This window comes from Roseovarius sp. M141 (assembly GCF_024355225.1).
Taxonomy (GTDB): domain Bacteria; phylum Pseudomonadota; class Alphaproteobacteria; order Rhodobacterales; family Rhodobacteraceae; genus Roseovarius.
This window is the reverse complement of sequence record NZ_VCNH01000008.1, coordinates 173,872-193,050: the sequence shown is the minus strand read 5'-3', so window position 1 is coordinate 193,050 and position 19,179 is coordinate 173,872. Positions and strand designations below refer to the sequence as shown.

At 63.5% G+C, this 19,179-nt stretch carries 22 protein-coding genes and 1 riboswitch; of the genes, 12 read left to right on the top strand and 10 right to left on the bottom strand.

Translation table 11 applies throughout. The annotated features are described in order from the left end of the window. Positions 1-491: 491 nt before the first annotated feature. The 3 genes from metZ to FGD77_RS04990 form a co-directional block, all read right to left on the bottom strand. The gene (gene metZ, locus FGD77_RS05000) at positions 492-1,670 is read right to left on the bottom strand and encodes an O-succinylhomoserine sulfhydrylase (RefSeq protein WP_255007000.1); all 1,179 of its coding nucleotides are present in this window, start codon (positions 1,668-1,670) and stop codon (positions 492-494) included. A gap of 55 nt (positions 1,671-1,725) precedes the next feature. After that, positions 1,726-1,803, bottom strand: a riboswitch (SAM riboswitch). A gap of 73 nt (positions 1,804-1,876) precedes the next feature. Beyond that, a complete protein-coding gene (locus FGD77_RS04995; RefSeq protein WP_255006999.1) occupies positions 1,877-2,476 on the bottom strand; it encodes an inner membrane-spanning protein YciB in 600 nt (199 codons plus the stop codon). A gap of 10 nt (positions 2,477-2,486) precedes the next feature. Then, positions 2,487-3,389 carry an EamA family transporter gene (locus FGD77_RS04990; protein ID WP_255006998.1) on the bottom strand — a complete coding sequence of 301 codons (903 nt, stop codon included), beginning with the start codon at positions 3,387-3,389 and terminating at the stop codon, positions 2,487-2,489. Between FGD77_RS04990 and FGD77_RS04985 the strand changes: the two genes are divergently transcribed. Continuing rightward, entirely contained in the window at positions 3,390-3,578 is a 189-nt protein-coding gene (locus tag FGD77_RS04985) for a hypothetical protein (RefSeq protein ID WP_255006997.1), read from the top strand. Positions 3,579-3,665: 87 nt separating this feature from the next. On the opposite strand, the gene ftsY is transcribed toward FGD77_RS04985, so the two are convergent. Continuing rightward, positions 3,666-4,850, bottom strand: coding sequence for a signal recognition particle-docking protein FtsY (gene ftsY / locus FGD77_RS04980; RefSeq protein WP_255006994.1), 1,185 nt, complete (start codon positions 4,848-4,850; stop codon positions 3,666-3,668). A 193-nt stretch (positions 4,851-5,043) separates the two neighbouring features. Here ftsY and FGD77_RS04975 point away from each other — a divergent pair, with 193 nt between their 5' ends. From FGD77_RS04975 to FGD77_RS04965, 3 genes are read left to right on the top strand one after another with little or no spacing between them, the layout of a single operon-like run. Next, a complete protein-coding gene (locus FGD77_RS04975; RefSeq protein ID WP_255006991.1) occupies positions 5,044-5,289 on the top strand; it encodes a hypothetical protein in 246 nt (81 codons plus the stop codon). A gap of 35 nt (positions 5,290-5,324) precedes the next feature. Then, a complete protein-coding gene (locus tag FGD77_RS04970; protein WP_255006989.1) occupies positions 5,325-5,453 on the top strand; it encodes a hypothetical protein in 129 nt (42 codons plus the stop codon). A 44-nt stretch (positions 5,454-5,497) separates the two neighbouring features. Beyond that, complete coding sequence (locus FGD77_RS04965) at positions 5,498-5,890, top strand: hypothetical protein (protein ID WP_255006987.1); 393 nt, start codon at positions 5,498-5,500, stop codon at positions 5,888-5,890. Between the two features lie 166 nt (positions 5,891-6,056). On the opposite strand, the gene FGD77_RS04960 is transcribed toward FGD77_RS04965, so the two are convergent. Both FGD77_RS04960 and FGD77_RS04955 read right to left on the bottom strand, forming a co-directional pair. Next, positions 6,057-6,701: a ChrR family anti-sigma-E factor gene (locus FGD77_RS04960; RefSeq protein ID WP_255006986.1), complete on the bottom strand. Its 645-nt coding sequence runs from the start codon at positions 6,699-6,701 to the stop codon at positions 6,057-6,059. Between the two features lie 8 nt (positions 6,702-6,709). Further along, positions 6,710-7,261 carry a sigma-70 family RNA polymerase sigma factor gene (locus FGD77_RS04955; protein ID WP_369682703.1) on the bottom strand — a complete coding sequence of 184 codons (552 nt, stop codon included), beginning with the start codon at positions 7,259-7,261 and terminating at the stop codon, positions 6,710-6,712. Positions 7,262-7,511: 250 nt separating this feature from the next. Between FGD77_RS04955 and FGD77_RS04950 the strand changes: the two genes are divergently transcribed. The 8 genes from FGD77_RS04950 (at position 7,512) to FGD77_RS04915 (ending at position 15,233) form a co-directional block, all read left to right on the top strand. Next, positions 7,512-8,801: an NAD(P)/FAD-dependent oxidoreductase gene (locus tag FGD77_RS04950; RefSeq protein ID WP_255006984.1), complete on the top strand. Its 1,290-nt coding sequence runs from the start codon at positions 7,512-7,514 to the stop codon at positions 8,799-8,801. Then, the gene (locus FGD77_RS04945) at positions 8,798-9,556 is read left to right on the top strand and encodes a DUF1365 domain-containing protein (RefSeq protein ID WP_255006982.1); all 759 of its coding nucleotides are present in this window, start codon (positions 8,798-8,800) and stop codon (positions 9,554-9,556) included. The genes FGD77_RS04950 and FGD77_RS04945 overlap by 4 nt, the downstream gene beginning before the upstream one ends. Before the next feature lie 360 nt (positions 9,557-9,916). Beyond that, positions 9,917-11,206 carry an ABC transporter substrate-binding protein gene (locus tag FGD77_RS04940; RefSeq protein WP_255006980.1) on the top strand — a complete coding sequence of 430 codons (1,290 nt, stop codon included), beginning with the start codon at positions 9,917-9,919 and terminating at the stop codon, positions 11,204-11,206. A gap of 35 nt (positions 11,207-11,241) precedes the next feature. Then, positions 11,242-11,964 (top strand): haloacid dehalogenase type II, encoded by a 723-nt coding sequence (locus FGD77_RS04935; RefSeq protein WP_255006978.1) that lies wholly within the window; start codon positions 11,242-11,244, stop codon positions 11,962-11,964. A gap of 5 nt (positions 11,965-11,969) precedes the next feature. After that, entirely contained in the window at positions 11,970-12,896 is a 927-nt protein-coding gene (locus tag FGD77_RS04930; protein WP_255006977.1) for a branched-chain amino acid ABC transporter permease, read from the top strand. Further along, positions 12,893-13,837: a branched-chain amino acid ABC transporter permease gene (locus FGD77_RS04925; RefSeq protein WP_255006976.1), complete on the top strand. Its 945-nt coding sequence runs from the start codon at positions 12,893-12,895 to the stop codon at positions 13,835-13,837. The genes FGD77_RS04930 and FGD77_RS04925 overlap by 4 nt, the downstream gene beginning before the upstream one ends. Beyond that, positions 13,834-14,538, top strand: coding sequence for an ABC transporter ATP-binding protein (locus FGD77_RS04920; protein WP_255006975.1), 705 nt, complete (start codon positions 13,834-13,836; stop codon positions 14,536-14,538). Before FGD77_RS04925 ends, FGD77_RS04920 begins: the two co-directional genes overlap by 4 nt. Next, a complete protein-coding gene (locus FGD77_RS04915; protein ID WP_255006963.1) occupies positions 14,538-15,233 on the top strand; it encodes an ABC transporter ATP-binding protein in 696 nt (231 codons plus the stop codon). The genes FGD77_RS04920 and FGD77_RS04915 overlap by 1 nt, the downstream gene beginning before the upstream one ends. A gap of 62 nt (positions 15,234-15,295) precedes the next feature. Here the strand turns inward: FGD77_RS04915 and FGD77_RS04910 are convergent, their stop codons facing one another. The 4 genes from FGD77_RS04910 to FGD77_RS04895 form a co-directional block, all read right to left on the bottom strand. Beyond that, complete coding sequence (locus FGD77_RS04910) at positions 15,296-15,646, bottom strand: cupin domain-containing protein (RefSeq protein WP_255006960.1); 351 nt, start codon at positions 15,644-15,646, stop codon at positions 15,296-15,298. Positions 15,647-15,752: 106 nt separating this feature from the next. Further along, positions 15,753-17,108 carry a pitrilysin family protein gene (locus tag FGD77_RS04905; protein ID WP_255006959.1) on the bottom strand — a complete coding sequence of 452 codons (1,356 nt, stop codon included), beginning with the start codon at positions 17,106-17,108 and terminating at the stop codon, positions 15,753-15,755. Beyond that, on the bottom strand, positions 17,105-18,406 hold the full coding sequence (locus tag FGD77_RS04900; RefSeq protein WP_255014083.1) for a pitrilysin family protein: 1,302 nt from the start codon (positions 18,404-18,406) through the stop codon (positions 17,105-17,107). Before FGD77_RS04900 ends, FGD77_RS04905 begins: the two co-directional genes overlap by 4 nt. A gap of 201 nt (positions 18,407-18,607) precedes the next feature. Then, entirely contained in the window at positions 18,608-19,120 is a 513-nt protein-coding gene (locus tag FGD77_RS04895) for a DUF3035 domain-containing protein (RefSeq protein WP_255006958.1), read from the bottom strand. Positions 19,121-19,179: the final 59 nt, after the last annotated feature.

The window sequence follows — 19,179 nt, the reverse complement described above, 5'->3', positions numbered from 1 at the left end:
TCATATCGCTTGGGGGACGGCACACGTTATGCGATAGTGATTCGAGTTTAACCCTCTGCCAAGGGAGACAAACTATGTCCCGCTCATACGTTCCGCCCCACTATACCGTCGTTGGGATCCAGATGATGGGTCGCATGTTCGAACAACAAGTGCGCATTGCGCAGACGCTTGGCGCTGTTGCGCTTGCGAGCAACCCGTTGCTGAGTCGTCGAACTGCGACCGATGGCTCCGACGCGGTCAAGATACCGCATCCGGCATCCCCGACCTTTACGACACCAGCGCGCCGACCGCGCGTGCAGTCCGCGCGGCCGCAGAAAATGCCGCAAATGGCCAAGAGAACACACGCGATGCCAGTCTGATTCGGGGCGACAGCCGCGCCCGCGATCAGCTTGGACGGCTGCGTGTTCGACATGAAGGCCGCCCGCCGCTACTGACAATGTCCTTTTCAGACGTCAGAAGCGGCGTGACGATGCCGGTCAGGCGAGTACATCTTAGACGGCGTCGAGCGCCTGCAGGATATCGGCGATCAGATCATCGGTATCCTCGATTCCCAGCGACAGCCGCACCAACCCCGGTGTGATACCAAGCGCCGCGCGCTGATCTTCGGGCAGGCGTTGATGGGTTGTGGTTGCCGGATGGGTGATGATGGATTTAGTATCGCCTAGGTTGTTCGATATCAGCACGATTTTCAGCGCGTTGAGGAACCGGAATGCCTGCGGCTGATCGCCCAGGTCCAGCGCGACGACCGTGCCGCCCTTGCCAATCATTTGCGTGACCAGATCGAATTGCGGGTGGCTGGCATGGCCGGGATAGATCGCGCGGGTTAGCTTGGGATGATCCTGCAGCGCCTCGGTTAGTGCCAGCGCGGTCGCGGCCTGTGCGCGTACGCGCAGGTCAATCGTCTCAAGCCCCTTGAGCATGATCCAGGCGGTGAAGGGCGACATGGAGCCGCCGGTGTGCTTCATGTAGGGTTCAAGCGTACCGCGGATGAAATCGCGCGTGCCGAGGATGATACCGCCGAGCGCGCGGCCCTGACCGTCGATATGTTTCGTCGCCGAATAGACGACGACATCGGCGCCCTGACTGATGGCGCGGGAAAAGACAGGGGTGGCAAAGACGTTGTCGACAACCACCAGCGCGCCGTGTTCGTGGGCCAGCTGCGAAACCGCTTCGATATCGACGACCTCAAGCGTGGGGTTGGCGATGGTTTCGAAAAAGACGGCCGTGGTATCCGGGCGGATGGCGCTGCGCCACTGGTCCAGGTCGGTGCCGTCGACAAAGGTGACTTCGACACCGTAACGCACCAGAATATCGCTGAGCACATAAAGGCACGAGCCGAACAGCGCGCGCGCTGCGACGACATGATCGCCGGCCTTGAGCATCGAGATCAGCGCGCCCGATACCGCGGCCATGCCGCTGGCGGTGGCAAAGGCGTCCTCGGCCCCTTCCAGCAGGGCGATGCGTTTTTCGAACATCGACACCGTCGGATTGCCGTAGCGGGCGTAGATGAACTCGTCCGGCCCGGCCTCGACAAAGCGGGCCTGCGCGGCCTCGGCCGTGTCGTAGACAAACCCTTGGGTGAGGAAAATCGCCTCGCTCACCTCGCCCCACTGACTGCGGGACGTACCGCCATGCACCATCGCGGTGCGTGTGTTCCAATCATCTGTCATGTTCGACCTCCGGGGGCGACGCCCCAATAAAACCCCAGCCGGTCATGCGAAAAAGGGGGCCTTTTCCGTGACCTTTTAGCGGATATGTTTAACGTGGTCCGCAATCCGGTAACAAATCACCACGGTTTCCGCTTACTCTTGCCGTGTGCTTGCGTCAACCGGAGGAGCCTCCGGCGGGGATATTTTAAGCAAGAAGAAACGGGCGGTCAGTCTTTGGGCTGGGAGCTGTGTTCGGAGAAGAGTTTGGACTGGGTGACGAAGAAAACGAAGATCGCTGCCGTGAGGCCGAAGGTTTTGAAGTAAACCCATGTTTCCTCGGACTGGGTGCGCCATATGATCTCGTTCAACAGGGCAAGGCCGAAAAAGAACAGCATCAGGCGGCGGGTCAGGATCATCCAGCCCTCATGGGTCAGCGGCATGACGGTATCCATGACCGATTGCAGGTAGGACCGCCCTCGCAACAATCCGGCGCCGAGGATGCCACCGAACAGCAGGTAGATGATCGTCGGCTTCATCTTGAAGAACCTGGGATCGTTGAACCAGATACTGAGCCCACCGAACACGGTGATGAGGATTGCCGTCATCGCCTGCATTTTTGACAGGTGGCCGGTCAGCCCCCACAGGATGCCGATGGAGATCAGGAAGACAGGGATGAACCCGGCGGTGACGACGATGAAGCCGTCATATTCGGTGCCGGCAATCAGGAACGTGCGGTCCTTTAGCCAGATATACGCAACGAAGAAGGCCAGGATCGGGCCGAGTTCGAGCGCGGTCTTGAGGCTGCCGTTGATCTTGCGTTCGTTCATGTCGTCTCCTTTATCCGCCCATTTCTACTATCACGGCGCCGATGGCAATCAAGCACATCAGCGCGGTGCGGCGCGGGCCTACCGTTTCGCCCAGCACCAGCCAGCCGATAAGGGCCGCAAACACGGTCGAGGTTTCGCGCAGCACTGCGGCCTCGCCGACATTGCCCAGGCGGGTGGCCATCATGATCGACCCGAATGAAAAGAAGGCGACGATGCCGCCGATAACACCGCGCACCATCAGCGGACCGGGGGCGGGGGGCGCAGGCATCGCGCGCCAGCGGCGCAGCGCGATCACCGGCATGGTCAGCCCGTCGATCAGGAAAAACCACGCGAGGAATGTGAACGGATTGGCGGTCGCCCGAATGCCGTAGGCGTCGTAGGTGGTGTAGGCCGCGACCAGCAGGCCGGTCATCAGGGCCAGCGTCAGCGCGGCGTGCAGGGTGCTGCGTTCTGCCGTGAGATACATCAGATTATAGGCGGCCAGCCCGAAGATGCCCGTCAGAAGCACCGCGACGCCGGCCCATTGAATGAGGTTGAACTGTTCGCCAAAGATCAGATAGGCGCCGATCACCGCGAATAGCGGCCCGGTGCCGCGCACCACGGGATAGACCACCGTATAGGCTCCGCGCGTGTAGGCCATGGCCTGTAGCACCTTGTAGACGATATGGATCGCCCAGGCGCCGACGAAAATGGGCCACATATGCGGTTCGGGCCATGGCACCACGAAAAGGGCGAAGGGCGCGGCCATCACCGCATAGCTGGCGTCGATCGCGCCGCGCGTCAGCCATGGATCGTGCCGCCCCTTTTGCAGCGCGCCAAAGGCTGCGTGCAGGACTGCGGCCAGCAGGGCGAGCGCGAGCGCCAGATGGTGGCCCGATGGCGTGCCTTCCAGCGATATAAGCCAGTCGCTCATATGGGACGTCCGCACCGTTTGCCCATTCCCTTTGGCGCGGGCGGCAAGTTGGAAATCAACCCAATGCGGCTGACCGAAGGGGTGACGGCCTGGATCCTCGTTGCCTCGGGCGGCAAGGGGCGCAACACGGGCCCCGGTGCATCCATGTGGCTGGCAGGCGGCATCGGTTTGGCTTGCGGATCTGGGTAGATGTCGCTGGCGGCCCTAGTGGTCATGGTCACGATGCAGGCGGTGGTGGGGTGTGCCGGGCGACGGACCCGGTCGAAATCAGCGCGTTCATTCGGGGCCGAGGCCGGTCAGGGCGGCGGCAAACTCCTCGGGGTCGAAGGGGGACAGATCGTCGATCTGCTCGCCCACGCCGATGGCATGGATGGGCAGGCCGAACTTGTCAGCCAGTGCCACCAGAACGCCGCCGCGCGCGGTGCCGTCCAGTTTCGTCATGATGAGGCCCGAAACATCGGCGAGTTTCTGGAACGTTTCGACCTGGCTCAGCGCGTTCTGGCCGGTTGTGGCGTCCAGCACCAGCAGGGTGTTGTGCGGTGCGGTGGGGTCTTTCCTGCGGATGACGCGGACGATCTTGGCGAGTTCCTCCATCAGGTCGGCACGGTTTTGCAGGCGTCCTGCGGTGTCGATCATCAGCAGGTCCACGCCGTCCCGCTCGGCCTGCTCCATCGCGTCCCACGCGAGGCTGGCCGGATCGCTACCCTCGGGCGCGGTCAGCACCGGCACGCCTGCGCGGTCGCCCCAGATCTGAAGTTGTTCGACTGCTGCCGCGCGGAATGTGTCGCCGGCGGCGATCACCACTGTCTTGCCCGCCGCCTTGAACTGGCTGGCCAGCTTGCCGATGGTCGTCGTCTTGCCCGAGCCGTTGACGCCGACCACCAGCACCACCTGAGGCGTCTTGGCGTAGAGCGGCATAGGGCGGGCGACAGGGTCCATGATGCGGGCGATTTCGCGGGCCAGAAGCTCCTTGATCTCCTGCGCGGACAGGCGTTTGCCCATGCGCCCCTCGGCCATGTTGGCAGTGACGCGCAGCGCGGTGTCGACGCCCATGTCGGCGGTGATCAGCAGCTCTTCGAGCTGTTCCAGCATGTCGTCGTCCAGCAAGCGGCGTGGCGCCTTGGCCAAGTCGCGGCCCAGAAGGCGGCCCATCAGGCCCTTGCGCGGCGCGGTATCGGTACTTGGCGGTGTCTCGATCGGGATTTCGATAGGCGTCGGGGTTGGTGGCGGTACCGCACGCTCCATGGGGATTTCTGCCGGGGGTGTCGGCGGCACCTCGGATGGCGGCGGGGGACTCTCCTGTGGAGGCTGCTCTGGCTCCGGTTCCGGCGCTGGCGCAGGTGTTGGCGCAGCTGCCGGGTCCGGCGCTTGGTCCGCGTCCTGCATGATGGCGTCCAGTCCTTCGTCCAGCTTGGACGAGGAGTTGAACAGTCGATCCTTGAGCTTTTTGAAAAACGCCATGACGCCCCCGAAATTGCAGACCTCACATGACCTAATCCGCTTGGCGCCGATATGGAAGGGATGCGATGCGTACCGGGCATGCGATGCCGTCGGTAGATCAGGAACGCCGCGCGGGTTTTTCCTGATATATGTGTCCTCTGTTAATACCATAGGGATATCGTAGATGTTTGCGGAGACGGGCAGAGGTGTCGGAATGCTCCTTTTCTACTGCGCCACGCTTGCGCCTGCGGGGTTGATTGCGCTGGGCGCTATGATTGGCGGCCCATGGCCGACGTTGGCGGTCGTGTACATGACCGTTCTGGTTACTGCGCTGGATCGGCTGTTGTCTGCCGTTGCGCGCGACGATACGGAGGGGGACGGCGACTTTCCCGCAGCCGTGCCATTCTGGCCCTTCTCGGAAGTGTCCCTTTCATCCTGCTGGCGCTCGCGGCTGCGCTGATCTTTGGTCAGATCGCGCATCCGGTAGCGCAGAGTGTGATTCACAAGCCCGCGCGCGCGGCCCGTCTGCTGGGCCGGTTGGTCTATACCAGCCTGCTGGTCGGGCACCACGCCAGCGCTCATCGGCGCGTGGACAATTGGGCGCCGCCGCCGGGCGCGACGTGAAACATCGCTGGCCAGCGCCCCTGTGCTTGTGGCAAGATTGCCTGATGCGCACCCTCGTACTTGCCTGTTGCATGATTGCTGCCCCGGCCTCGGCCGAGGACCGCCTGACGGCGGAGCAGTTCGACGCCTACACACGCGGTCAAACCTTCGTTTACGGCAGCATGGGCACGCCCTACGGCGCCGAGCAATACATGGAGGGCCGCCGGGTGCGCTGGTCCTTTCTGGATGGCCGGTGCCTGGAGGGTGAATGGTACGAACGTGGAGATCTGATCTGCTTTGTCTACGACTTGGAGCCTGATCCGCAATGCTGGAGCTTTCGGCACGGCACCGATGGCCTGATCGCCCAATTCGCCAACGATCTTGCACTGGACGAGCTTTATGAAGTCGAGCGCAGCGCGCAGCCGCTATCCTGTCCGGGGCCGGACGTCGGCGTCTGACAACAGGGCGCGACCGCTTTGCCAAAAGAGATCTTATGCCTTCGGCGAGGATATTTTGTGCAAGAAGAACGAATACCCCCAAAGGGCTTTCATCGTTCTGTAAATACTAAAATTCTATTGCAGATCAAATAGATGCCGCTTGTTGATCCATGTGTCTGGCCCGGATTCAGATCCGCAGGAAAGGCTGCGCGATGCGCGGTATCAACCCCCGAAACCTGAGCGGTGCGTCGGTCGCGGCAAGGCAAATGCAATCAGCGCCGATGTCGGCGACCGGAGTATGATCCAGATCTTCGTCCGCGATCTCAATGTCGCCCTTGGCAAAGCGCGCTGTATCATCCGCAAAGGCGCCTTGCAGGACCAGCGTCATTTCCATTCCGCGATGGCCGTGATCCGGCACGGCGCTTCCGGCAGGGATATACAGCAGGCGTGCCGTCGCGCGCCCATCCGTGGGCAGGATCGCCTGACGGATCCCCATGCCGACAGGGCGCCATTTGACGTCCTGAAGATCGCCGCCGATATAGCTGAGCAACGGCGCGGGCAGGACGCTGCGGCATTGCGGCGCGGCGAGCGCGGGGCGCCCCGCCTTGGCCGCAGCCAGGCAGGCTTGCAGACTACCCTTTGCCATCGGGGCGCTGTCCTGACCTGCCAGCAATGCGCCGCCGATGCTGTCGAACGCGCCCAGATGCGCGCGGCAGGTATCGCACATGGTGATGTGCGCGGCGATGGTCAGGTTGAACGCCTCGGGCAGGGTGCCGGCGGAATAGGCCATCAGCAGGGCATCAGTCAGGTGGTGTTGAATGGTCTGTGTCATGGCTGTCTTCAATTCATCGCGTGGCGCAAACGGTCCAGCGCCAGTCTAATGCGGGATTTGATCGTGCCGAGCGGCAGGCCCGTCTGATCGGCGATTTCGGAATGGCTGAGGTCGTGGAAATATGCGGCTTCGATCAGCGTCTTCTGCTTGACTGGCAGTGCGGCTATGGCCCGGGTCAGATCTTCGCTGGCCTGTTCCAGCGCCAGGACATCTGCCTGGTCCGGCGGCGCCTCGGGGGTCCAGTCAATTTCCTCTGGTTGGGGGCGGCGGGATTTGCGCAGCGCGTCAATGCGCCGGTTGCGCGCGATGGTAAAGATCCAGGTGGCGGGGCTGGCGCGCGAAGGGTCGAACTGATGCGCCTTTTGCCACAGCGTCGCCATCACGTCCTGCGCGCATTCCTCGGCCAATGTTGCGCTGGCGCCCGATTTGATCAGGTAGCCTTTGATGCGCGGCGCGAAATGGGCGAAAAGATCGGCAAATGCGGCCTCGTCCGCGTCGTCGCGGATGCGCGCGATGCAGGCGGTCCAGCGGCTGTTTTCGCTTTGCCTGTTGGCGGACACGTGGCGAATTCCTGACTTTTGCATGGGCATGACGCCAGGCAATCGGCATCGGGTTGCGGGTGCGCTCTCAGACGCGCCAATGAAAGATGCCAAGTCATGGTGGCCAGTGTCAATTGTGCAAATCATGCAATTCTTACGCTGGACAGGTGCGATTGGATCACACTGACCGCGTAAAAAAAATAATATGCATCCGAAACACGTCCCGCCGCGTAGACCCCTGAACAAACAAGAAAAATGGATTCACCGCCTTATGCCATTCGAGCTACAGCCCGCCGCGCGGCGCAAGATTGCAATAATCGGTGCGGGCATTTCGGGGATGGGCGCGGCGCACAGGCTGTCCGAAATCCACGACGTCACCCTCTATGAGGCCGAGCCGCGACTTGGCGGACATGCGCGTACCATCATGGCCGGAAAGAACGGTGATCAGCCGGTGGATACCGGGTTCATCGTGTTCAATTATGCCAATTACCCGCATTTGGCCGACCTGTTTGAGCAATTGGACGTGCCGGTGGTGCCCAGCAACATGAGCTTTGCCGCGTCGATCGACGGCGGGCGGCTCGAGTATGGGCTGGCGGGCGCCGGAGCGGCCTTTGCGCAGTGGCGCAACGTGGCGCGTCCGGCATATTTGCGGATGTTGCGCGATATCTTCCACTTTAACGCCCGTGCGGTGGGCGCAGCCCAAGGCGCTGATATGACCATCGGCGATCTGCTGGTGCAGTTACGTTTGGGGCCGTGGTTTCGCGACTATTACCTGCTGCCGCTGTCCGGTGCGATCTGGTCGACGCCGACCGAAAGGATCATGGATTTCCCGGCCGAGACGATGATGCGGTTTTTCGAGAATCACGCGCTGCTCGGGTATGCAGGCCAGCACCAGTGGTACACGGTTCAGGGCGGATCGACGCAATATGTCCAGCGGCTTGAGGCGCATTTGCGCCGCCTTGGCGCGCGGCTGCGTACCGGGTGCCCCGTGCAGGCCGTGCGGCGGTTCCCCGGCGGCGTCGAAATCAAGGCACGCGGCGATTGGGAGCGGTTCGATGATGTCATCATGGCCACCCATTCGGACGATTCACTGCGCTTGCTGGCCGATCCCACCCCGGATGAGGCGCGCCTGCTGGGCGCGATCGCCTACCAGCCCAACGATATCGTGCTGCACTCCGATCCGTCGGTGATGCCGCGGCGCCGCGCTGTCTGGTCGTCCTGGAACTACACCGAAGAGAGGGGCAAGGCCCATAATCGCATCGATCTGACCTATTGGATGAACAAACTGCAACCGATCCCGCTGAATGATCCGCATTTCGTCACGCTGAACACGGCGCGCAACATCCGCGAGGATCTGATTCATGACCGTGTCACGCTGCGCCATCCGGTGTATGATCGCGCGGCGCTGGCGGCGCAGGGACAGATTGCCGCGATGAATGGCGCGCGGTCGACATGGTTCTGCGGGGCGTGGATGAAAAACGGTTTTCACGAGGACGGGCTGGGCAGTGCCATCGATATCGCCGACGCGATTTGCGCGCGCGGAGCGTTGGCGGCGGCATGAGCCGGGTTGATCATATTGCAGGTCACACCTGGCACGGGCGCAAGGGGGCGGTGCGCAACGCGTTTCGCTATTCCATCGACTACGTGCTGCTGGACGCCGAAGATCCCGCGCCCGCCGCGCCGCGCCTTTTTTCCCGCAACGGCGCCGGGCTGGTCAGCCTGCATGATCGCGACCATGGCGGCGCGCCTGGGCACGGTATCGGGTCGGCATGGGTGCGGCAGGTGCTGGAGGAATACCAACTGCCCTCACCTTCGCGGATTGAGCTGCTGGCGCAACCCCGCCTCCTCGGGCATGTATTCAACCCGGTGTCGTTCTGGCTGTGCCGCGATGCGACCGGTGGGTTGCGGCAGGTCATTGCCGAGGTCAGCAATACGTTCGGGGATAGGCACAGCTACCTGTGTCACAAGGAAGATGGGTCTGTCATCGAGGCCAGTGATCGCTTGCGCGCGGCCAAGATGTTCCACGTATCGCCGTTTCAGCAGGTCGATGGCGGGTATGGATTCCGCTTTGACATTCGCGCTGACCGGATCGGGATCTGGATCGATATGACCGGCGGCGATGGCGGGTTGACTGCCACGCTGGTCGGGCCGCGACGCCCGCTCAGCAATCGCGGTCTGCTGCGCGCGATGTTGCGCCGGCCCTTGGGCTCGCGTCGGGTACTGGCGCTGATCCACTGGCAGGCGCTGAAACTATGGTGGAAAGGCGCCAAATACCGCCCCCGCCCCGAGCCGCCGGAGCGCGAGGTATCGCGTTGAGCGGCGGAAATCGTCATCGACGGTCCTACCGGCGTCAGCCGGTCGTTCAGGATGACCCCGGAAGTGGCCGCACAGGAGATGATTGAGATGATGTATGGCGAGGGCGCGACGCCGCGCCATTTTCCGCGGCTATTCAGCAATCTTTTCCGATTCAGCCGGATCTGGCCCGATCGGATGAATAACCGGGTTTTCGCCAGATAAGTAACGCCTTCAACCAAGTCAGGCGTTGGGATTTGGGTATTTTAACCAAGAAAAAGCCGGAATCAGCGCCCAGTCCAGTGCCCTCAATGCGCTGCAAATCGCCGCGTTCCACGTAAAGAACTGGACAAGCGCCGCGCCGCTTCGCAGGGTGCATCGCGGATGGATCAGGAGATAGGTGCGATGACCAAGGGTATGACACGGCGCGGGGCGCTGACCACTTTGGCAGGGGGCGCTGCGGCGCTGCCGCTGTGGGCGCGCTATACCCATGCGCAGACGGTCGAGCCGATCAAGATCGGGTTTCAGGTGCATCGCACCGGCATTGGCGCGGCCTACGGGCGCTGGTACGACCGGACTACAAACGCTGCGGTCAAGTTGATCAACGAGGGCGGTGGCATCAATGGCCGCATGGTGGAAATGGTCGCCGAGGATGACGGCACCAACCCCAAGCGTGGCGCCGAAGTGGTCGAGAAATTCGCCAACCAGCATGGCTGCGACGTGGCCTACGGCACTCTGTTTTCCCATGTCGTGATCGGATCGGCTCCGCGCGCGGGCGAGCTGAAGCTGCCTTATTTCGTGGTGTCCGAGGGGCATCACGTGGCCAGCGGGATGCTCAACCGCTACACGCTTCAGCCCGGTATCACCGATGTGAAAAGCCAGGTTCTGGCGATGGCGCCCTTCGTGGCGGAAAATCTGGGCAAGAAAGTGACGATGATTTTCGCCGATTTTGCGTTCGGGCATAACCACCGCGATTTCTTTACCCAAGCGATCGAGGCGCAGGGCGGCGAGGTGCTGGCGCATATCGCGATCCCGCCGAATGAAACGTCGTTCACCCGCTATTTCCCCAAGATACCGCGCGAAACCGAGGTTCTGTATCATGTGATGGTCGGGCCGTCGGTGCTGACGTTCGTCAAGGAACTGGGCGAATTTTTCGGCCCGTCGGCGCCTGCGCTGTTCGGGTTCATCGATTCTCTGGAGGCAGTGGATATCACCAGCCCCGGTCTGGAATTTCTGGAAGGCACCTATTTCTGGGAGGGGATGTGCCGCGACGCCCAGCCGGACGAGACCGAGGACGAGGCATTCTATCGCGCCGCGGTGGGGGTGGATGCACATGGCGCCGCCATCGAGGACCCGAGCGACGTGTCGGCCTACGGGCATATGTTCGGCTGCTGGGTCACGCTGCACGCGATCAAGGCGGGAATGGAGGCCGCAGGCTATCGCGGGCCGCAGGACCGCGCCGCGCTGATCGAAGCGACCGAAGCGCTGGGCGATATGCCGCACAGCCGGGCCTATCCGCAGGGCCCGATGCGGTTCAACGGGCGCACGCACCAGGTGTTCGGGCAGCAATATATCAGCCGTGTCGAGGACGGGCGGCTGGTGCGGGTGCATACCACCACCATCGACGAATCGCTTTATCCGGACGAGGTGGATTATACGCAGCAGCCGCTGTAGGGCTGCTGGTTGTAGCCCCAAAAGGGAAACTTGATATGAAGCTGAGTGATTACAAGGCGTTGAGCTTTGACGTCTATGGTACGCTGATTGACTGGGAAAGCGGGATGATCGCGGGGCTTGCGCCGCTGACCGATCAGCTGAACCTGCCCCGCGACGCCATACTGGAGGCGCATGCTCATCACGAGAGCACCTGCCAGCGCCTCACCCCCGGCAAGGACTATCGCGACGTTCTGGCGACCGTCTATAAGCGGCTGGCCGAGGAGTGGGGCTTGCGCGCGACATGGCAGGAGGCGCAGGTTTACGGCCGCTCGGTCCAGCATTGGCCGGCCTTTGCCGATAGCGCCGACGCGCTGGCCTATCTCAGGGACCACTTCAAGCTGATCGTGCTGTCCAATGTCGACAATGCCAGTTTCGCGTTTAGTGATGCCAAGCTGGGCACGCCCTTCGTGGCCAGCTACGTCGCCGAGGATATCGGCAGCTACAAGCCGGACTCGCGCAACTTCGATTACATGCTGGTGCAGGCCGCGCGGCTGGGGCTGTCGCCGGGCGATATCCTGCACACCGCCGAAAGCATGTTTCACGACCATGCCCCGGCCAATCGGCATGGGCTGGCAAATTGTTGGATCTATCGGCGCCACGACAAGGACGGGTTCGGCGCCACGATGGACCCCGGCGATATGCCCAGCTATGACATGATGTTCCATTCGATGGCCGATCTGGTCGCCGCGCATCGCGACGAACTGGCCGAGGCGGGCTGACGCAGGTGGAACTGGGCCCCTATCTGCTGCTGGCGACGCTGGAGGGCGCTGTCATGGCATCAGTTCTGGCGCTGACGGCGGTTGGGCTGAGTCTGGTGTTCGGCGTGATGCGGGTGGTCAACATCGCGCATGGCGAGTTTTTCATGCTCGGCGCGGTTCTGGCGTGGTACGTCACGCAGTTGGTGGGCGGGCCGCCCGCAATCGGCTTTGCCGTGGCGCTGGTGGTGGCACCGCTGATCGTCGGGGCCATTGCCGTGGCCGCCGACATGACGATCCTCAAGCGGCTGGACTATGACCCCGAGCGGACCATCGTTGCCACGATTGGCCTGCTCTATATCATCCAGCAGTTGACGCTGATGGGGTATGGCCCCGAGGCGCGGCCTGTCGCGCCGCCCTTTAACACCCGCCTCGCGTTGCCGTGGTTCGAGGTGAAGGAGGGCGCGCTGGCGCTCTATTGGCCATGGGGGCTGAGCACAACCAGTTACAAGCTGGCGGTGATCGGCGCCGGGGCTGCCGTGCTGCTGGGCGTCTGGGCGATGATGGCGCGCACGCGCATCGGGCTGGTGATGCGCGCGGTGCAGGCGGATCGCGACATGGCGCTGGCCTTCGGTATCCCGGTCGAGCGGGTCTATGCCATGGTGTTCGGCATCGGCGCGGCGCTGGCGGCGCTGGCGGCTGTGCTGATCGTGCCGATTTCGCAGGCGCATTACCTGATGGGGGCCGATCCGCTGCTGCTGGCCTTTACGGTGGTCATCATCGGCGGACTGGGCAGCCTGCCGGGCACGGTGGTCGCGGCCATCCTGATCGGGCTGAGCGACGGGATCATATCGGTCTTTTTCTCGCCCACGCTGGCCAAGATACTGGCGACGCTGCTGGTGGCGCTGGTGCTGGTGTTTCGCCCGCAGGGCCTGTTCGGCACGCGCGCCGCATGAGGGTGCGGTCGCGTATTCTGGCCCTGCATGGTGGTCTGTTGGCGTTGCTGCTGGTGGGGCATTTCGTGCTGCCGGTCTATCATCACGGCAACATGGCGCGCATCATGGTGCTGGCGAGCTATGCCATCGGATACAATATCGTCTTTGGCTACACTGGTCTTCTCAGCCTTGGGCACGCGCTGTTCTTTGCCGCCGGGATGTATGGGATGGGGCTGAGCGTGCAGCATCTGGGTGTCGGGCCGGGGGCGGCGCTGGTGATCGGGGTTGTGGCCGGTGCCGCGATCTCGGCGCTGCTGGGGCTGCTGGCGCTGCGCACGACCGGCGTGGCCTTCATGATCGTCACGCTCATGTTTGCGCAGGCCGGATACCTGAGCGTGCTTTACTTCGGGGACTGGACGCGGGGCGACGAGGGGTTTGTCATCGCGCGCGCGTCGCGTGTGCTATGGGGCATTGATCTGGCCGACGCTGGCAACCGGTATCTGGCCGCGCTGGCGCTGTTTTCTGCAGCGCTGGGGGCCTGTCTGTGGCTGGTGCGCGCGCCCTTCGGGCGCAGCCTGATCGCCATTCGCGAGAACGAGGCGCGCACACTGATGCTGGGCTACGATACGTTTCGGCTAAAGCTGGCGGCGCTGACCATTTCCGGCGCGATTTCGGGCGCGGCGGGCGCGGCATATGCGGTGCTGTTCGGTTATGCCGGGGCCAGCTTTGCGGGTGTCGAATACTCGATCCTGCCGCTATTGTGGGTGCTGCTGGGCGGGGCGGGCACGGTGCTGGGGCCGTTCATCGGCACGCTTTTCATGTTCTACCTGATCGATCTCAGTTCAGGCGTGACGACCGCGTATATGCTGATCGCCGGCGTCGCGTTGGTGCTGCTGACGCTGTTCGCGCCGCAGGGCCTGATGGGCGAGCTGCGCCGTCGCATCTGGGGGTGGCTGCCATGAGCCTGCTTAGCGTGCGGGGTTTGAGCAAGGATTACGGCGGTGTGCATGCTGTCAGCGATGTTACGCTGGACGTGCCGCAGGGCGAGGTGCGCGCGCTGATCGGCCCGAATGGCGCGGGCAAGACCACGTTGGTGGGGATGATCAGCGGACGGATTGCCCCCAGTGCGGGGCGGGTTGCATTCGCCGGGCGCGACATCACGCGCCTGCCCGCGCATAGGCGCACGCTGCTGGGCATGGCCTATACGTTTCAGATCACGTCGGTCTTTGCGCGGTTGCCCGTGGCCGAGAATGTTGCGCTGGCAGCAAGGCGCCACATGCCGGGCCACGAGGTGCCGGGGGCGGTGCGCGCGGCCCTGGCGCGTGTCGGGCTGGAGGATACGGGCGCACGCGCGGGCGATCTGAGCTACGGACATCAGCGCCTGCTGGAGATTGCCATGGGGCTGGTGCAGGCGCCACGCCTGTTGATCCTGGACGAACCGACGCAAGGGCTGTCCGAGGGCGAGATTGCGGCATTTATGGCGCTGGTGCGTGAGTTGGCCGACCAGACGACCATCCTGCTGATCGAGCATAACATGGACGTTGTCATGGCGCTGGCGGACCGGGTGACGGTACTGAGCGCGGGCGAAGTGCTGTTCGAGGGCACGCCCGCCGAAGTGCGCGCCGATCCGGGTGTGCAGTCGGCCTATCTGGGGACGCCGTGATGCTGAAGCTGGACCGCATCAGCGCCGGATACGGCGCGGCGCAGGTGCTGCGCGAGGTGTCGCTGCATGTCGGCGCGGGCGAGATCCTGTGCCTGATGGGCCGCAACGGTGCAGGCAAGACGACGCTCATGCGTGCGATCATGGGGCTGTTGCCGCTGATGGGCGGGCGGGTGATGCTGGACGGCGCCGAGGTCAGCGCCTTGCCCGCGCACAAGGTGGCCCGCGCCGGGATCGGCTATGTGCCGCAGGGCCGGCGCCTGTTTGCCGGGCTGTCGGTGGCGCAGAACCTTGAGATCGGGATACGCACCCGCGCCAGCCCGCCCGAGGTGCTGGACGAGGTGCTGGAGCTGTTTCCGCGCCTGCGCGAACGCTATCGCCAGTCGGCGCAGACCCTGTCGGGCGGCGAGCAGCAGATGCTGGCCACCGCCCGCGCGCTGTGCCTGCGCCCCAAGGCGCTGCTGCTGGACGAGCCGACCGAGGGCTTGCAGCCGTCGATGGTGGAGGCGATCCGCAGCGTGACGGTTGCCATGCGCGCCAAGGGGGTCGCCATCCTGCTGGTCGAGCAGCGCATCGACGCGGTTCTGGCGGTTGCGGACCAGGTCGCGTTTATCGAAAACGGGCGCGGGGGCGAAGTAGTGCCAGTGGATGCGCTGAACAGCGATCGCAGCCTGGCGTCGCGGTATCTGGGTGTTTGACAACCCGAACAAGCGCCGGGCGATCAGGCCCGGCGTTTTAGATTGGCTGCGACCGCTGCGGATTACAGGGTGATGACGAAGTGCTTTGTCACATCCTCAAGGATCTTCCATGTTCCCTTGAAATCGGCTTCGACGACAAACGCATCGCCCGGCCCAACCTCGACCGCGTCGCCGCCGTCGGGCGTGATGATGATCCGCCCTGAAATCATATGGACGAATTCGTAATCGGTATATGTGGCATGGAAGGTGCCGACAGTTGCCTGCCATGTTCCGGACAGTACCTTGCCATCCTCGGTCGTGTGCTGGACCGTGGTTGTCATGGTCGGCTCGCCTTCGACGACTTTCCAACCCGGCAGGTTATTGGTGTCGCCGCCTGATACGGCTCCGAATTTAACGAGAGTATCGCGTGCCATAGAAAAATTCCCTGTTTTTATGCCAAAGCAATGGTGCTCGAAGCTCACCATAGCCAATGGGGGGAACTAAACAACTTGGATTTCAGGCGGAACGTGGGTGTTGAATTTATTCGGAAATGGCGCCTGTATCCGGGCCGGGCGGCGCTTCTAACCCTTCGGGTTTACCAGCGACGACAAAGCTCAGCTTGGCCGGGTCCAGCAGATCACGCGCGACGCGGTTGATCTGCTCCAGCGTGACGGCATTTACCTGATCGTTGCGGGTGGCGATATAGTCGGTCGGCAGCCCCTCGACCTGCATTTCCACGGCGATGTTGGCGATAGGCGCGTTGCCGTCAAAGCGCAGCGGGTAGGCGCCGGTCATGTAGGTCTTGGCGTCCTCCAGCTCCTGCGCGGTCACGCCGGTGTCGCGCATTTTCTGCCACTCGTCCTTTATCACCTCGATTGCCTGCGCAACGCGGTCATTGGCCGAGGCAACCTGCCCCATCCAGAGCTGCGCGCCGTCCTTGTCGACGAGGTAGGAATAGACGCCGTAGGTCAGGCCACGTTTTTCGCGGACCTCATGCATCAGGCGGCTTTCAAACCCGCCGCCGCCCAGGATCTGATTCAGCAGATAGGCGGCAAAGAAATCCGGATCGTCCCGGTCGATGCCGGGCTGGGCGAAGGTCACGACGGATTGCGGAGTTGCATAGTCGATCACGGTGATCCCGCCGGGCAGATCGGTCTTGGCGCCGCCGGGCAGGTCGATATCGGAGGATTCAGGCAGGCCATGGGTCAGACCCGCGACCAGCGCGGTCAGCTGATCTGCCGTGATGTCGCCCACGGCAGCGACATAGAGACGGTCGCGCACCAGCGCGGCGCGGTGGGCGGTGATGATATCATCGCGCGTCAGCGCGGCGACACTCTCCAGCGTGCCGTCCTTGGAGGTGGCATAGGGATGGTCGCCAAAGGTCTGCGCATCGAACGTGCGCGCGACGATCGCGCTGGGGTCTTTTAGATCGGATTCGATGATCGAATTGACCTGTGCGCGCACCCGGTCGATGGATTTCTGGTTGAAGCTCGGAGTCACGAGGCTTTCCCGCAGCAGGCCGACCGCCTGATCGCGGTTCTCGCTGAGAAAGCGGGCCGAGACGGCAAGCATGTCGTCACCCACGCTGTAGGAGAAGTTGGCGGCCAGCGCCTCGGCTTGGCGGGCAAACGCGCGGCTGTCCATGTCGCCTGCGCCTTCCTCCAGAAGGCCTGTCATCAGGTTCGTCGCGCCGCGTTTGCCCGGCAGGTCCAGCGAGGCCCCGCCGCGAAAGCGCAATTCAAGCGCGACAAAGGGGATCGTGTGATCCTCGACCAGCCACAGGTCGATGCCGCCGGGGGTGGTCAGGTCCTGCACCTTGATTTCGGCGCTGGCAGGCGCGGCCAGAAGCGCGGTGGCCAGAGCGGCGGCCAGATGCATCATGCGGGAAAGGGTCATTGCGCAACCTCCGGGGCGGCTGTGGTAGTGGGTGTTTCGGGGGTGCTGAGATATCCGGTGACGGAATTTCTGTCGTCGAACAGATCGCGTGCGGCCTGCATCACGTCATCTGCCGTGACGCTTTGCAACACGTCCGGCCATGCCTGCACGTCAGCGACTGTCAGCCCCGAGGTCAGCGCCGCGCCATAGCGATTCGCCAGCCCGTTCACGTCGTCGCGGGCATAGACCTGCGCGGCGCGCAGCCGCATCTTGATCCGCTTCAGCTGGTCCGTATCGACGCCGGTTTCCAGGAACTCGGCGATGACGCCGTCCATCGCTGCCTCGGCCTGCGGCAGAGGGGTGCCGGGGACCGGCACGACGAGCAGGGTAAAGCTGGTGTCGTCCAGCGAGATACCATCATACCATGCTGCGGACTGGACCGCGATCTGGCTGTCGAATTGCAGCTTTTCGGCCATCACCGATGTGGTGCCGCCGCCCAGGATCTCGGCCAGCACCGACAGCGCGGCGGCGCGGGACTGATCGCCGCTGTCGCGTTCGGGGGCAAGGTAGCTGCGCGTCAGGTAGGGCTGCGCAACGCGCGGATCCTGCATGGCCAGTCGGCGCGCGGCCATCTGGCGCGGCTCTTGCGGGCGCACGCGATCGGGAAGGGCCGGGTTGGCGGGCAGGGGGCCGTAATATTTCTGGGTCAGTGCGTATACGTCCTGCGCCACCACATCCCCCGCAACGACGACGATGGCGTTGTTGGGCGAATAATACTGGCCGTAGAAGTCCGTGGCATCCTCCAGCGTCAGCAGCGGCTGTTCGTGCTGCCACCCGATGACGGGATCGCCGTAAGGGCTGTTCAGATACTGGGCTGCGTTCTGCTGTTCGCGAAACAGCGCGCCGGGGTTGTTTTCAACGCGCGAGTTACGCTCTTCGATGATGACGTCGCGTTCGGTGGCGACGTTCTGTTCATCCAGTTGCAGGTTGACCATGCGGTCGGATTCCATCTGCATCATCAGCTCCAGCCGGTCCGCTGCGACCCTCTGGAAATAGGCGGTATAATCATAGCTGGTAAAGGCGTTGTCGTTGCCGCCCTGCTTGGCCACGGTGGACGAAAATTCGCCCGGTGCCAGTTTCTCGGTGCCCTTGAACAGCAGGTGTTCCAGAAAATGCGCCACGCCGGACGCGCCCGGCGGCTCGTCCGCGGACCCGGCGCGATACCACACCATATGGGTGACGACCGGCGCGCGGTGGTCCTCGATCACGACAAGGTCGAGGCCATTGTCCAGCGTGTAGGTTGTGACGTTATCCGTCATCGGGGCGGCGTCGCTGCCTGCCCCGTCCTGCGCCGTGGCGGTGAGGGGGAAAAGGGCGGTCAGGGCGATCAGCAGGGCGCGCATAGGGGCCTCCGGTTGGGACGGGCATGGCGCATAGATACAGTCGCAGGGTGCGTGTGCAACCTGCGATGCCGCATCTGTGATTTCAGCGAAACACGCGGCCGGGCAGGCCGCCGCGCATTACCGTGCCGGTGGGGACGAGGGGGTGACGACGCCGCTGCGCTGCATGCGCTGCTTTGCGGCCTGCGCGTCCAGCCACTGCTTTTTGTAGGCGTCGGTATAGTCGTCGTAGGGGCCGATATTGAAGATGTTCACGCGGCCGTGGCGGCGACGTGTGTCGGCATCCTCGTACGCCAGTTCCTGACGGATGGCGGGGTTCACGCCGTATCGCTGGGTCTGATTGAGCAGCCCCGCATCGCCGCGGCCGACGCCCGCAGGCACCGTCGCAGCCGGATTGCCACCGAGGGCGGCGATGCCTTCGGCCCTGGGGTTCGTGTCGACCAGATTTGCGCCGCCGGGCGTGGGGGCGGGCAGGGTGTTGTAGGTTTGCGGCGTCTGCAGCGGCTTGGTGGGCAGGACGGTGAATTCGTCAGGCCCGTCGCTGGTGTTCTTGATCCGGGACAGCTTCCCGTTCTGCCCGCAGCCAGCGACGGCGAGGGTCATGATCGTCAGTGCAATGATGCCGCGGCGCATGGTCGAGGCCCTTCTGTCATAGATGTTTGCAAGATGGTCTATCGCATGTTCGCCCCGGC

What these genes read in the sequence shown, in the direction of transcription:
- metZ (WP_255007000.1), bottom strand. Translation starts at nt 1,670, where the DNA reads ATGACAGATGATTGGAACACACGCACCGCGATGGTGCATGGCGGTACG.
- FGD77_RS04995 (WP_255006999.1), bottom strand. Translation starts at nt 2,476, where the DNA reads ATGAACGAACGCAAGATCAACGGCAGCCTCAAGACCGCGCTCGAACTC.
- FGD77_RS04990 (WP_255006998.1), bottom strand. Translation starts at nt 3,389, where the DNA reads ATGAGCGACTGGCTTATATCGCTGGAAGGCACGCCATCGGGCCACCAT.
- FGD77_RS04985 (WP_255006997.1), top strand. Translation starts at nt 3,390, where the DNA reads ATGGGACGTCCGCACCGTTTGCCCATTCCCTTTGGCGCGGGCGGCAAG.
- ftsY (WP_255006994.1), bottom strand. Translation starts at nt 4,850, where the DNA reads ATGGCGTTTTTCAAAAAGCTCAAGGATCGACTGTTCAACTCCTCGTCC.
- FGD77_RS04975 (WP_255006991.1), top strand. Translation starts at nt 5,044, where the DNA reads ATGCTCCTTTTCTACTGCGCCACGCTTGCGCCTGCGGGGTTGATTGCG.
- FGD77_RS04965 (WP_255006987.1), top strand. Translation starts at nt 5,498, where the DNA reads ATGCGCACCCTCGTACTTGCCTGTTGCATGATTGCTGCCCCGGCCTCG.
- FGD77_RS04960 (WP_255006986.1), bottom strand. Translation starts at nt 6,701, where the DNA reads ATGACACAGACCATTCAACACCACCTGACTGATGCCCTGCTGATGGCC.
- FGD77_RS04950 (WP_255006984.1), top strand. Translation starts at nt 7,512, where the DNA reads ATGCCATTCGAGCTACAGCCCGCCGCGCGGCGCAAGATTGCAATAATC.
- FGD77_RS04945 (WP_255006982.1), top strand. Translation starts at nt 8,798, where the DNA reads ATGAGCCGGGTTGATCATATTGCAGGTCACACCTGGCACGGGCGCAAG.
- FGD77_RS04940 (WP_255006980.1), top strand. Translation starts at nt 9,917, where the DNA reads ATGGATCAGGAGATAGGTGCGATGACCAAGGGTATGACACGGCGCGGG.
- FGD77_RS04935 (WP_255006978.1), top strand. Translation starts at nt 11,242, where the DNA reads ATGAAGCTGAGTGATTACAAGGCGTTGAGCTTTGACGTCTATGGTACG.
- FGD77_RS04925 (WP_255006976.1), top strand. Translation starts at nt 12,893, where the DNA reads ATGAGGGTGCGGTCGCGTATTCTGGCCCTGCATGGTGGTCTGTTGGCG.
- FGD77_RS04920 (WP_255006975.1), top strand. Translation starts at nt 13,834, where the DNA reads ATGAGCCTGCTTAGCGTGCGGGGTTTGAGCAAGGATTACGGCGGTGTG.
- FGD77_RS04915 (WP_255006963.1), top strand. Translation starts at nt 14,538, where the DNA reads ATGCTGAAGCTGGACCGCATCAGCGCCGGATACGGCGCGGCGCAGGTG.
- FGD77_RS04910 (WP_255006960.1), bottom strand. Translation starts at nt 15,646, where the DNA reads ATGGCACGCGATACTCTCGTTAAATTCGGAGCCGTATCAGGCGGCGAC.
- FGD77_RS04905 (WP_255006959.1), bottom strand. Translation starts at nt 17,108, where the DNA reads ATGACCCTTTCCCGCATGATGCATCTGGCCGCCGCTCTGGCCACCGCG.
- FGD77_RS04900 (WP_255014083.1), bottom strand. Translation starts at nt 18,406, where the DNA reads ATGACGGATAACGTCACAACCTACACGCTGGACAATGGCCTCGACCTT.
- FGD77_RS04895 (WP_255006958.1), bottom strand. Translation starts at nt 19,120, where the DNA reads ATGCGCCGCGGCATCATTGCACTGACGATCATGACCCTCGCCGTCGCT.